This window comes from Facklamia lactis (assembly GCF_015863205.1).
Classification (GTDB): Bacteria; Bacillota; Bacilli; order Lactobacillales; family Aerococcaceae; genus Facklamia; species Facklamia lactis.
On record NZ_JACBXQ010000002.1, the window covers coordinates 274429 to 286632 of the forward strand.

Here is a 12204-nt window from a genome sequence, read left to right on the forward strand (position 1 = left end):
TCTATTTAATCTCTTCTATATGATCTTCTAACCAGTATTGAATCTCTTGATAATCAAAGCCTTTTCTTTGTAAATCCTGGCTTAGTTTGTATTTCAGATCAAAACCTTGGTATTTTCGAGCTTTTCGAGCTAACAATTTCTCAGCCTCAACTTTCAATAAATCTTTCTCATGGCTTTCATCTTGTTCGATTTGATAATCGTTCAAAAACGTTTGAACAAATTCTTTAGGATAACCTTTCTGAATCAGATAACTTTGTAACTTTATTTTCTGCATTTTAAAGGGTAATTTTGCTTTTCTTTGAATAAATTTTTGACTGAGAGTTTCAATATTTTTTATCATCATTTCTTCTGTATAAATTTGTAGAATATCTTCTATTAAGAATTCATTCAAACCCTTTTTTAATAGCTCAAATTTTATATTGGTTGGGCCCTTATAATTAATAGTCGCTTGTGTTCTAGTGAATGCTTCTCCAAAAATCTTATCATTAACTAAATTTAGCGATATTAATCGCTCCAAAACAGAGTCTACTAGACTCTCTGCATTGAAAGTTTTCTCGTCTTGAACTTGAGGGAAATCTTGGGCTTCTACTAGTTGGACATTGTGCTCTGTGTTCATTTTATTCACAAGAGAGTTAGTTGTTCTAGATTTCATAGCTTTAGGCTCTGTGTCTTGAAGGGTACTTAGGTTAAACCAACTTATTTCTTCCTTTTCTAATTGTTGCTTTATATACTGACGCACCTCCAACTCAGATTTTAAACCATGAGATAAATAATTGAGTGCTTTATGGTAAACTGACTGCTCATATTCTGATTTTTGAATATTATAAATATCATTCTGGTTAAGCTCTTGCCCTTTTCGCAAATTAAAATTTATAAGAACTTGTTCATCAACGCCAAATGCAAATTGATTATTTAAAAAAACAGAATATCGTTGTGGATTCTTTTTTTGTCTTTCTATTTTAGATATTTGCATTCTAATCACCTCACCCATCTATTGTACCATTATAACTTATGATAAGCTGCTAGTGCCAAACTCCACTAATAAAAAAAGCTGTGATATAATATAAAGACCTCTGGCAACATTGTTCAGCAGGAAAATTGTTAGAATAAAAGGTGAAGCATGAAACAAAAAGAAAAAAGAATTCTACAATTAGCCACCCTCGCTGGACGCATCCTAATTGAAGCAGAAGCCGAGGGCTACCGTGTAGAAAGAACCGTTAAACAAATTTTAGAAAAAAGTCATTTAGACTACTCCGATGTTTTTTCAACAGCATCTGGACTTTTTCTCACCCTTGACAAGCGAGGAAATGATGAAGAAGATACAAATGAGGGAACCACTTTAGTTGTAAGAGTCAACCAACGGAAAAATCATATACAAAAGATTCATTATGTCAATGATATTACTTATCAATTTATTGCGGATACCATGTCAGTAGAAGAGGCGATCGATGCATTAAAATCCATAAAAGATATAGAATATACGGCCCATAATAATTTTATCGCCACTATCATCCTTGTCATGGCTTATATTATTCTACTAGGCGGCGGACCCGGTGATCTCGTACTCTCATTAATTCCATCTGCTGTTTTATTATTCTTTGAACTTTCGGAAGATGATTTTGGACTTAATAGTTTTTCTGTCAATGTTTTGACCACAACTTCTTTATCTTTTGTTTTACCTTTAATTACTGAATTTGTCACAGATGATTTCAATTTTAACATTGTAATTGCCGCAACTTTAATGCCCCTCTATCCTGGCACAGCCTTCACTTATGCTATTCGTGATATGCTTAAAAATGACTATTCAACGGCTATTACCAGAGCAGTCGATGCGATAATGAAAGCTTTAAGTTTAGCTCTAGGTGTTGCAGTTGGCTTAGCCTTATCATATGGAGTGATTAATTTATGGAACTAAAACACTTATTAATACAGTTATGTGCAGCTTATTTTGCTACAGTGGCAGCAGCCATTAATGTAAAGGCACCTAAAAAATATATATTTTGGGCTGGTATTCCTGGTCTGATTGCATATGGTATCTACCTTCTAGTTCTACCCTATAGCAATGTTTTTACTGCCACTTTTATTGGCAGTTTAATTGTGAGCATTATCGGACAAATAATGGCCAGAAAGTTTAAAACAGTTGTCAATGTTTTTTATATTCCTGCCTTCTTTATCTTTGTTCCTGGGATGGCAATGTACGAAACTGCTTACCACTTCATTAATAATGACTTAATCTCAGCTGGAACAGCTTTTTATAAAGCTCTGATTACTGCTCTTGCTATCGGTTTAGCTGTTTTTGTTATAGATTCTGCGATGGAAACATATAAATACCACCAAGATAAACGTCAACGTTCACAATTAAACGATCAATAAGGAGAGATTAATGAAGATTAGTAACCAAGTAAAACTTGACATACCCGTCTATGACGTCGTGAAAGACCACCCAGAATTGCTAGATGTATTAGTTGACTTAGGCTTCCATCCCCTTGCTAATCCTTCGCTCTTAAATAGTCTGGGGCGAGTAACCACGATTCGACAAGGGGCTCAACTAATAAAATTGCCACTAAACCATATTATCCAACACTTAGAATGGAACGGCTATGAGGTTATTCAATAAGAAAGGAAAGTGATCTGATGCACCAAGATAACAAGCGTATCTCAATCTTAAAAGACATTCTGCTTAGGCTTCACCAAGGAGCAGACCCTAAAACAGTTCAAGAAGATTTTAATCGTCATTTTACGGGTGTAAGTGCAATCGAAATCTCGATGATGGAGCATCAACTTATTTCAGAAGATAATGAGATCACCTTCGAGGATGTGATGAAACTTTGTAACGTTCATGCCAATCTTTTTAAAGGGGCTATCCATGATAATGACATAGCAGACGCAGATTTGCCTGGTCATCCTGTTCGTGTACTAAAAGATGAGAATTTAGCCTTTCAAGCAAGTCTGATGCGAATCAATCGACTCCTTGATAATCTAGAGGCTTCTCCACCTGCACAATGGGAAGACGGTCTTCTTGATGGCTTAAAGAAGCAAATGAAAATTTTAGGACAATTTAAACGGCATTATAACAGAAAAGAAGAAGTTATTTTCCCTATTATGGAAAGATATGGTCATAATGCACCGCCGAAAGTAATGTGGGGAGTAGACGATGAGATTCGCGATTTATACACCCAATCTTTAAAGAGTATAGAAGATTTACCTGATACCGATATTAAAGAAGTTAAAAGGAAGTTCCAACTTTTTGAAGTAGAATTTCGTGAAATGATTTTTAAAGAAGAAGCGATTCTAATTCAAATTTTACTCGAGATTCTAACAGAAGATGATTGGTTGACTATCGCAGAAAATTCAGAAGATTATGGTTACGCCATTGTAAAACCAACTGAAAAGTGGCAACCTAAACGTGAGAATTTAGAGAAAAGCGAGCCAGATAAAACCAACCCCATCAATCGAATCTTCGATGTAACAGATACGGATGATCAAAACATTAAAGTAAAGTTTGAAACCGGGTATCTAACCTTAAAAGAAATTGACCGGATTTTTGACCATTTACAGCTTGAAATAACTTTTGTTTCAAAAGATAATTTTTTTACTTATTTTAATAATCAAGTTGACCCTGAACCCAAGATTCTTCCTCGAAACACAAGTGCCATTGGACGGCATGTAGAAAAGTGCCACCCACCACGAGTAGTAGAAAAAGTAAAACGTATATTTGAAAATTTACAAAATAAAATAACTGATCGTGAAACAATGTGGTTCAGCCGAAATGGATTTTTTGCACTCATTATTTATCGAGGAGTTTATGATAAAGAGGGAGAGTTTATGGGGGTATTAGAAACGGTTCAAAATATCGAGCCCCTCTTTGAACTACAAAATCAACCTGATCAAAGACAAGTGTCTACTGATCGATCCGATACCTAATATCATTTTATTTATTCAATTCTCTTCAAAAGTTAGCTACTTTTCAGACTTTAGAATGAAGGTTCTCAGAAAAGGCATGCTATAATAAGTCTATACTATTAAAGGGGTGATTTGAATGAAGCAATGGCGTAAATGGTTAGTAATTTTTTCTTCAACAATCATTGTCATAACCCTCATTTTTATTATTAATCAACTAATCCAACTTTATCAAAACTTAGCGATGATCCACCCTTGGCTAGGAATGCTAGTTATTCTGGGACTCACACTTGCTTTACTCTATGTTATTTTTATCACCGTTAGAGGGATTCTACGACTTCCCAAAGAAATCGAGCTTGCTGATGGGGCTGAACCTGAAGAATATGCAAGTTATGTCGAACTATCACTTGTAAAATTAAAACATAACCCAACACTTAAAGAAATTGCATTCGATTGGGAAGCTATTAGTCATCTTCCTGAAGATGAGCAAATCCAACTAGCCCATCAAGAATTAAGGCAATTGAGTATTTTAGAAATCAAAGAACAAGCACAGACCGTATTTTTATCAACAGCTATTTCTCAAAATGGCGCTCTTGATAGCCTAACCGTTCTTCTAATTCTCACTAGAATGGTTTGGCGCTTAATAAATCATTATGACAAAAGGCCTACACTGGGTAAAATCTTATCAATCTACTCAAATGTTGCTGCTACTATTTTAATGGCGAGAGGCATTGAAGATCTTGATCTAATCGAGGCTCAAATGGAACCTTTGATTACTTCTATTCTCGGCGGAAGTCTCTTATCGATGATTCCAGGGTCCGTTAGCATCACTAATCTGATTGCCAATTCTATTGTTGAGGGATCAATCAATGCTCTCTTGACTTTGAGAGTTGGAATAATTACAATAGATTACCTTGGTACCTTAAAGGATTTAGATAATAACTATGTTAAGCGCTCAGCAACCTTAGAAGCGACCAAAATGCTAGGCTCTATTATCAAAGAAGGTAGTGTAAATGTGGTTCAAGTCATGATGAAATCAGTCAAAAATGCGGGTGTCCAATCAAGTCGAAAATGGAACCCCTTTACTAAATAAATTATATTACTTAAAAGTCAGTCAAATTAAGACTGACTTTTAATATTGTGCGTCTTTTTTATTAAATAATGCAACTTAATTCTTTATTTTACCAATTCTTATGTTATAATACAGTGTAAATTTATTGAAATTCGGAATGGGGTTGATAAAATGTCATTTACAAGCTTAAGTGGACTTGTTTCTGAAGCAAATGAAAATCAATTAACAATCTCTCAATTGATGATCAGAAATGAAATGGAATTAAGAGGAATTGATGAAGCAACATTAATAGAGCAGATGGGTGAACAGCTCGATGTGATGGTTAAGTCTGTCCGCAAAGGTACCCATGAGCTTACCATGTCCAAGACCGGTATTGCAGGTGGGGATGGCTATCGTGTCTTCCAATACCTTCAAAAAAACAAATCACTCGTCGACCCATTCACATTAGAAGTAGTAGCCAACGCCATGGCTGTTAATGAAGTAAATGCTTCTATGGGAAGAATCGTTGCAACTCCTACAGCTGGATCAGCTGGTATTCTTCCTGCTGTTCTCACACATATGTTAGATACAGGAAAATTTCAGAAAGAAGAACTGATTCGTGTGATGTTTACAGCTTCTGCCTTGGGCCTAGTGATCGCAAATCGAGCTTCTATTTCAGGCGCTCAAGGAGGTTGTCAAGCTGAAATAGGTTCAGCTACCGCAATGGCTGCAGGTAGCTTGGTTGAATTAAAAGGAGGAAGCCCTGAACAAGTTTCGAATGCTGTCGGATTAGCCCTTAAAAACTCTCTCGGTTTAGTCTGCGATCCAGTAGCTGGTTTAGTGGAAATTCCTTGCATTACCAGAAATGGTCTCCACGCCTTGACTGCTATGGCAGCAGCAGATATGGCCCTAGCTGGCGTTATTTCGATTATACCTTCTGATGAAGTGATTGATGCGATGGATACTATCGGTAATGAATTGCCAGAATCACTCAGAGAGACCGGTATTGGGGGGCTAGCAGGTACTCCTACTGGAAATAATATTAAAAACCAAGTGTTTGGGGATAATACAGAACTTACCAAAGATGTTGAAGTTGAGCTATCAGCCACAGGCGAGAAGATTCATGAAGATGGCGTTTCGGCTAACTATCAATCTAGTTTTGAAATCATTGGTCCAGTCATGGTAGGTCCATCCTCCTCCCATACTGCAGGAGCTGTAAGAATTGGAAATGTAGCTCGCCAATTATTAGGTGAAGAACCTGAAGAAGTAGTCTTCACGCTAATGGACTCATTTGCCAAGACTTATCAAGGGCATGGAACTGACTTAGCACTAATAGCAGGAGTATTGGGATATTCTACTCGTGATTCAGAGATTGCTGATATTCGTGAAATCGCAAAAGAACGTGGATTAAAAATCAATTTTCTTGAGCGACATTTAGGTAATTATCATCCAAATACGGCACGCGTTCATCTTTTTGGCCCGAGTCGCCATGTAACTATCATCGGATCATCGATCGGTGGCGGTAAAATCGAAATCAACAAATTCAATGAATATGATATTCAATTTTCCGGTGAACGTCCTACACTCATTATGCGCCATCAAGACCGAATGGGAACTATTTGTAAAATTGCTAGTTTTCTAAATGAACATAAAATTAATATCTCTTACATGACACATCAACGTCAAAAAATTAATGGTCCTGCCATTTCAATCTTTGAAATGGACCAGCCATTATCTGATGCCGAAATGAATAAGTTACTAGATAATTTTGACTTTATCGAAGAACTGCTAACGGTTTATGTCAAATAATATTTCTTATTTTAAAGCTCAAAAACCACTACTGCAAACAGTAGTGGTTTATTTTATAATGTTTTATTCCTCACGAATACGCTGTGACCTTAAAAAGGGACCATTTTTCTCTTCTACTAAAAAATGTACCGTTAAAAAGATTAAAGCAATCGCAATTGAACCCCATACTAAATCCGTTACTTCTTGCGAATAAATCAGCATTTTACGAGCAATGACAAACAAAATTAATTCAAGCATAGCTTTAGGAGAATGAAAGAGTAACATGAAGATCAATTCAATCCCAACAATCAACAATAAGGCATAACCCAAAAAATTCTGAAAAACTTCATAAGTTGCAAGAGCATCCGCTTCGATCATTAATCCATAGTACTTTATAAGATCAATAAACCCAACTAAAACACCTATAGCAATAGCCATTGCGATTGTTATCTCAATAAAGCGAGAAAAGCTTTCTAAGTATCCTTTAATCGTTTTCATAGGCTCATCACTTATTTAATGCAATGCCATCATTTTCCAAATATTCCACAACTACTGATGCCATTGCTTTTGCACAAACAATGAGAGCCTCTTCATTGATACGGAATTTTGGATGATGGTGTGGATAAACTTCTCCATCCTTCACCATTCCCCCAACATTAAAGAAACAAGCAGGTCTTTCTTGAGCATAATAAGCAAAGTCTTCTGATGGAGGGATTGGGCCTATTTCTTCCACTCCCGTTGCCTCTTCAATCTCAGTATTTTTTAAAACATGAGCTACAAAAGCAGTGGTTTCTTCATCATTATGTAAGACAGGGTAATCATTCTCGTAATTGAGTTCATAAGTGACCCCAAAAGAAGCCGCCATCCCCTCTAACTTAGCCCGAATTTCTCGTTCAATCACTTCGCGGACATTTTCAGACATTGCACGCACATCGCCTGTAATCTCAACAGAATCTTTTATAACGTTACCTGAGCCCTTTCCATCGAAATTACCAATCGTGATAGAGCCCGTTTCAAATGGATTAAGTGAGCGGCTCACAATTGATTGGACTTCAGTGACAAAGTAGGCACCCGCCACAATTGCATCCTTAGCGGTATGAGGTGAAGAAGCATGACCACCTACGCCTTGTATTTTTACATGGAAATTAGCTCTACCTGTCTGAAAATTCCCAGGACAATAAACAATTTTACATGTTTCTAAATCAGAGATAATATGTATCCCAAAAACATGGTCTACTCCATCAAGGGCACCATCAGCGATCATTGGTTTTGCTCCACCTGGGGCTACTTCTTCCGCATGTTGATGTAAGATCACAATCTTGCCTTTTAATTGATCCTTCATTTCGATTAGAGTTTCCCCTAAAATAAGCATGTACGCAGTGTGACCATCATGTCCACAAGCATGCATTACACCCTCCACTTTTGAAGAAAAAGGTTCTCCGGAATCTTCTTGAATAGGCAAAGCATCAAAATCTGCTCTAATCGCAATGGTTTTTCCCGGATTTCCCGAATCAATGGTAACTACCACACCATTGCCACCAACACCCGTTCGAACATCCGCTTCTTTATCCTGATAAAAATCTGCAATATATTTAGCAGTATTTTTCTCTTGAAACGATAATTCTGGATGTTCATGTAAATAGCGTCGAATTTCAATAATTTGCTCTTCTTTGTCCTTTAATCGTTTCAATATTTCATTTTTTACATCTGTCATTTCTTCGCCTCCCTATTAGCTCATTCAATTTTACTAACCGCCATGTATCTAGGAATTAAATTATAGCAATTTCTCAGATAAATTTCATTAGTTAACCTTATCTTTATATAACAAAATAAATCAAAAAGATTATCATAACAAGTAATATCCCAATGAGAAGATTTTTCATTCACTAATAAAAACACTTTTTTTAGAAAATTGATGCTATCTAAAATTAAACCGTACTAGAGACTTTCTTTCCCTAGTACGGCTTAAGCTATTCAGAAATCCTATTTCCTTCTGCATCATAAAGGATATTCCTAGCTGGAACCCCCACTGCCGTCGCATAAGGAGGAACATCCTTTAAAACAACAGCCCCTGCTCCAATATGCGCATGATGTCCAATCGTGATGTCGCCTAAGATAGTAGCTCCTACACCTATAACTACATCATCTTCCACAGTAGGATGACGCTTAGCTCCTTTATCTGCACTCAGCCCTCCAAGTGTCACGCCATGATAAATTTTAACACGATTACCAACAATCGCGGTTTCACCAATGACAATGCCCATTCCATGATCAATAAAGACCAAATCTCCAATTTGAGCACCTGGATGTATTTCGATTCCTGTTTCCCTTCTAGCTTCTTCAGAAATTAAACGAGCTTGATAATAGTTTTCCTCTAAATAGGCTGCTTGAGCCTTGACATGGTATTGTCGAACCTTTAAACCTGGATAAATCATCGCCTCTTCAACAGAGTGGCAAGCTGGGTCCTCCTGAAAAATATATTCTGCTTCTTTAATCCAATAGGATAAATCTTTATTCGTTTTCATTAAATAAGCCAGTAGAAAGATAACGTTCACCTGTATCAGGCAAAACAGTTACTACTTTCTTTCCTTTACCTAATTCTTTCGCTAATTTCTTAGCTGCGCAGTAATTTGCACCAGAAGAAATTCCAGATAAAATGCCTTGATTCTTGGCTAATTCTTTCATATGAGCAATGGCATCTTCATTTGAAACTAAATAAATATCATCAATGTTATTGTCTTGATAAATTTCAGGGATAAAGTTTGCCCCAAGGCCTTGAATTTTATGAGAGGCTGCCTGACCTTTAGAAATTAAAGGAGAAGCTTCTGGCTCTACAGCGATGATTTTTATGTTAGCATCGCGCGATTTCAAGACATTCCCTACCCCTACAATAGTTCCAGAGGTTCCAATTCCAGCTACAAAACCATCTACTTGTTCTAAGTCTTTCAATATTTCTTGTGCAGTCGTTTCTTCATGGGCTTGAATATTTGCTGTTTGAGCGAACTGACCCAAAATGGGTGCATTCAATTCTTTTGAAAGCTCTTCAGCTTTCGCTTTTGCTGCTTTCATCGCTCCATCCGCAGCAGGAGTTAAGACCAGTTCAGCTCCATAAGCGGCCATTAATTGACGGCGCTCAACTGACATAGAATCAGGCATAACAATAATTACTTTCAATCCTAATGCCGCACCTGCCATTGCCAGACCAATTCCTGTATTGCCTGATGTGGGCTCTATAATTGTGCCGCCTTCTTTTAATTCTCCTTGCTCCATCATTGCTTTTAGAATATATTTTACTGGACGATCCTTAACCGATCCAGATGGGTTAGATCTTTCTAACTTAACATAAATTTCTGCACTTTCTTCAGATAAACCATTAATTTTAATTAAGGGCGTATTCCCGATCGCTTCTACCACGTTATTATATAACATTTACTTACCTCCTAAATTGTAGTACACGTTATTCTAACATTTATGAGAGTAAGATTAAAATCATTTACCTCATTATTGAGATAATTTCAACAACATCTTATACCAATCAAGACCTCCCAAGCGAGAATCCGATAACCCTTGATTTTCAAAACCAAAATGTTCGTAGTAATCAATAAGATAATCACGGCAAGTAAGAAGAACTCCCTCTTGTCCGCGTTCTTTGCATATCGCCAACTGATAATTCAAGAGTCCTCTTCCAATGCCTTGACTTTGATAGTTTTGATCCACTACTAACGATAGGAGGATCTCCCAAGGTCCACCTTCCTTATGCAAGTTCGTCCCCAAAAACATCTCATCCTTTAAATGCGCTTCATAAGAAGAAAGTCCTTCAATAAAACCGATTACTTTTCCCTCTTTATCTGCTACAAATATATGACCTTTTTGCTGGATGAGTTTCTGTGAAAAAACGTCCTGACTAGTTGCGACCCCTTCTCCAAAATTATCCATTTCAATTCGAGAAATTTCTTGTAGATCATCAATCGTTGCTCTTCTTATCTGATACAATGTTGCTCCTCCTTATATTCTGGAATGCCATGTAGATGGACTCAATAAAATAATCATAGGAATAATCTCAAGCCGACCGATCAACATCGTTAGCCCAAGTATCAAAGTATTAAAATTGCCATAATTGGAATAATTCGCTGTAGGTCCTACTTCTGCTAAACCTGGTCCAATATTATTAAAGGTTGCTGCCACCGAACTAAAAGCAGTCATAAAGTCAGGCGCTTCAATGCTAATAAAGATAAGCGAAATGATAAATATTCCAGCATAAATAACTAAATAATTTAGAACTGCTCTTAAATCCGGATGAGAGACTGCATGTTTATTAAACATGACTGCCATCACTCGATGAGGATGGTTCGATCTTTTGACTTCCGCCAAGGCGCTTTTCACTAAGACGGCTATCCTCGATACCTTCAATCCTCCAGCAGTTGATCCTGCCATTCCACCTACAAACATAATGCCTAAAAGAATAAGTTGAGAAAATAGTGGCCATTGTCCAAAATCAGCAGTCGAATAACCCGTCGTTGTAATCAGAGAAGAAACAGTAAAGAAACTATCCCTTAACACTCTCGATGAACTATATTGATGGCTATATAAATTAAAGGCAATACATAAAGTAGCAAATGCAATAATACCTAAATACCACTTCAATTCTTCATCCTTCAGACTTTCTCGCCATTTACGTGAAACAATTAAGAAATAGAGGTTAAAGTTTACACCGAATACGATCATTGCTATCCCGAGGATCATCTCAATTGCTAGACTATTATACGGAGCAATACTTCCATTTAATACACCAAACCCTCCTGTCCCAGCAGCACCAAAGGCCAATAAAACAGCATCAAAACCAGGAGCCCCTGCCCCCATTAAAAGAACAATAAGCACGAGAGTCATTAATAAATAAATAAGATAAAGAATCCTTGCTGTATTTGATAGTTTAGAAACCAGCTTACCAAAAGTCGGTCCTGGCATCTCCGCCTTCATAACGTGAACAGAATTCGATTCAGAATTAGGAATAATTGCCAAAACAAACACTAGAAATCCCATCCCACCGATTAAATGGGTAAAAGAGCGCCAGAACAAAGTCGAACGATTCAATAAACTTAAATCATTTATAATACTGGCTCCCGTAGTTGTAAATCCGCTTGCTGTTTCAAAGAAAGCATCGATTACATTCGGTATCGATCCATTTATCACAAACGGTAAAGCCCCAATAAAAGAGATCACTATCCAACCAAGTGCCGCAATAATATAGCCTTCCGTAGCATATAAACGATCCGTATTTGCTTCAATATGATTCAAACCTAGGCCTAGAAGTAAACTTCCTAAACTGACATAGACAAAGCTAGAAGCTTCTGCCCAAGTTTCATGATAAAGCACACTAACTATAATGGGGAGAACCAGTAAGATCGCTTCAACGATCATAATTCTACCTATTGTTTTTAGAATTATTTTTTTATTCATGCATACTC

13 protein-coding genes and 1 pseudogene are annotated in these 12204 nt (G+C 36.9%); 7 read left to right on the top strand and 7 right to left on the bottom strand.

All coding sequences use genetic code 11. The features are described 5' to 3' along the window. Position 1: 1 nt before the first annotated feature. A complete protein-coding gene (locus tag HZY91_RS04250) occupies positions 2 to 973 on the bottom strand; it encodes a RecX family transcriptional regulator (RefSeq protein ID WP_197115025.1) in 972 nt (323 codons plus the stop codon). A gap of 147 nt (positions 974 to 1120) precedes the next feature. Here HZY91_RS04250 and HZY91_RS04255 point away from each other — a divergent pair, with 147 nt between their 5' ends. The 7 genes and pseudogenes from HZY91_RS04255 (at position 1121) to sdaAB (ending at position 6760) form a co-directional block, all read left to right on the top strand. Beyond that, the gene (locus HZY91_RS04255; RefSeq protein WP_197115026.1) at positions 1121 to 1915 is read left to right on the top strand and encodes a threonine/serine exporter family protein; all 795 of its coding nucleotides are present in this window, start codon (positions 1121 to 1123) and stop codon (positions 1913 to 1915) included. Continuing rightward, positions 1906 to 2373, top strand: a complete 468-nt coding sequence (locus tag HZY91_RS04260) for a threonine/serine exporter family protein (protein WP_197115027.1) — start codon at positions 1906 to 1908, stop codon at positions 2371 to 2373. The genes HZY91_RS04255 and HZY91_RS04260 overlap by 10 nt, the downstream gene beginning before the upstream one ends. A gap of 10 nt (positions 2374 to 2383) precedes the next feature. Beyond that, positions 2384 to 2617, top strand: a complete 234-nt coding sequence (locus tag HZY91_RS04265) for a DUF1858 domain-containing protein (RefSeq protein ID WP_218958240.1) — start codon at positions 2384 to 2386, stop codon at positions 2615 to 2617. Positions 2618 to 2634: 17 nt separating this feature from the next. After that, complete coding sequence (locus HZY91_RS04270) at positions 2635 to 3924, top strand: DUF438 domain-containing protein (protein WP_197115028.1); 1290 nt, start codon at positions 2635 to 2637, stop codon at positions 3922 to 3924. A 115-nt stretch (positions 3925 to 4039) separates the two neighbouring features. After that, on the top strand, positions 4040 to 4993 hold the full coding sequence (locus tag HZY91_RS04275) for a DUF697 domain-containing protein (RefSeq protein ID WP_197115029.1): 954 nt from the start codon (positions 4040 to 4042) through the stop codon (positions 4991 to 4993). A 150-nt stretch (positions 4994 to 5143) separates the two neighbouring features. After that, positions 5144 to 6016, top strand: a pseudogene (gene sdaAA / locus HZY91_RS10945) (L-serine ammonia-lyase, iron-sulfur-dependent, subunit alpha); the annotation flags it as partial. Further along, complete coding sequence (gene sdaAB, locus HZY91_RS10950; RefSeq protein ID WP_328752117.1) at positions 6005 to 6760, top strand: L-serine ammonia-lyase, iron-sulfur-dependent subunit beta; 756 nt, start codon at positions 6005 to 6007, stop codon at positions 6758 to 6760. The pseudogene sdaAA and the gene sdaAB, both read left to right, overlap by 12 nt. A gap of 63 nt (positions 6761 to 6823) precedes the next feature. On the opposite strand, the gene HZY91_RS04285 is transcribed toward sdaAB, so the two are convergent. The 6 genes from HZY91_RS04285 to HZY91_RS04310 form a co-directional block, all read right to left on the bottom strand. Beyond that, on the bottom strand, positions 6824 to 7237 hold the full coding sequence (locus HZY91_RS04285; RefSeq protein WP_197115031.1) for a hypothetical protein: 414 nt from the start codon (positions 7235 to 7237) through the stop codon (positions 6824 to 6826). Between the two features lie 7 nt (positions 7238 to 7244). Further along, positions 7245 to 8453, bottom strand: coding sequence for an amidohydrolase (locus HZY91_RS04290; RefSeq protein WP_197115032.1), 1209 nt, complete (start codon positions 8451 to 8453; stop codon positions 7245 to 7247). Positions 8454 to 8709: 256 nt separating this feature from the next. Beyond that, a complete protein-coding gene (epsC, locus tag HZY91_RS04295; protein ID WP_197115033.1) occupies positions 8710 to 9264 on the bottom strand; it encodes a serine O-acetyltransferase EpsC in 555 nt (184 codons plus the stop codon). Further along, positions 9251 to 10168, bottom strand: coding sequence for a cysteine synthase A (cysK, locus tag HZY91_RS04300; protein WP_197115034.1), 918 nt, complete (start codon positions 10166 to 10168; stop codon positions 9251 to 9253). The genes epsC and cysK overlap by 14 nt, the downstream gene beginning before the upstream one ends. Positions 10169 to 10240: 72 nt before the next feature. Further along, positions 10241 to 10732, bottom strand: coding sequence for a GNAT family N-acetyltransferase (locus tag HZY91_RS04305; protein ID WP_197115035.1), 492 nt, complete (start codon positions 10730 to 10732; stop codon positions 10241 to 10243). Between the two features lie 12 nt (positions 10733 to 10744). Beyond that, on the bottom strand, positions 10745 to 12196 hold the full coding sequence (locus HZY91_RS04310) for a TrkH family potassium uptake protein (protein ID WP_197115036.1): 1452 nt from the start codon (positions 12194 to 12196) through the stop codon (positions 10745 to 10747). Positions 12197 to 12204 lie beyond the last annotated feature (8 nt).

Excerpts from the sequence above, each read along its gene's own strand:
- HZY91_RS04250 (WP_197115025.1), bottom strand. The coding sequence starts at position 973 with ATGCAAATATCTAAAATAGAAAGACAAAAAAAGAATCCACAACGATAT.
- HZY91_RS04255 (WP_197115026.1), top strand. The coding sequence starts at position 1,121 with ATGAAACAAAAAGAAAAAAGAATTCTACAATTAGCCACCCTCGCTGGA.
- HZY91_RS04260 (WP_197115027.1), top strand. The coding sequence starts at position 1,906 with ATGGAACTAAAACACTTATTAATACAGTTATGTGCAGCTTATTTTGCT.
- HZY91_RS04265 (WP_218958240.1), top strand. The coding sequence starts at position 2,384 with ATGAAGATTAGTAACCAAGTAAAACTTGACATACCCGTCTATGACGTC.
- HZY91_RS04270 (WP_197115028.1), top strand. The coding sequence starts at position 2,635 with ATGCACCAAGATAACAAGCGTATCTCAATCTTAAAAGACATTCTGCTT.
- HZY91_RS04275 (WP_197115029.1), top strand. The coding sequence starts at position 4,040 with ATGAAGCAATGGCGTAAATGGTTAGTAATTTTTTCTTCAACAATCATT.
- HZY91_RS04285 (WP_197115031.1), bottom strand. The coding sequence starts at position 7,237 with ATGAAAACGATTAAAGGATACTTAGAAAGCTTTTCTCGCTTTATTGAG.
- HZY91_RS04290 (WP_197115032.1), bottom strand. The coding sequence starts at position 8,453 with ATGACAGATGTAAAAAATGAAATATTGAAACGATTAAAGGACAAAGAA.
- epsC (WP_197115033.1), bottom strand. The coding sequence starts at position 9,264 with ATGAAAACGAATAAAGATTTATCCTATTGGATTAAAGAAGCAGAATAT.
- cysK (WP_197115034.1), bottom strand. The coding sequence starts at position 10,168 with ATGTTATATAATAACGTGGTAGAAGCGATCGGGAATACGCCCTTAATT.
- HZY91_RS04310 (WP_197115036.1), bottom strand. The coding sequence starts at position 12,196 with ATGAATAAAAAAATAATTCTAAAAACAATAGGTAGAATTATGATCGTT.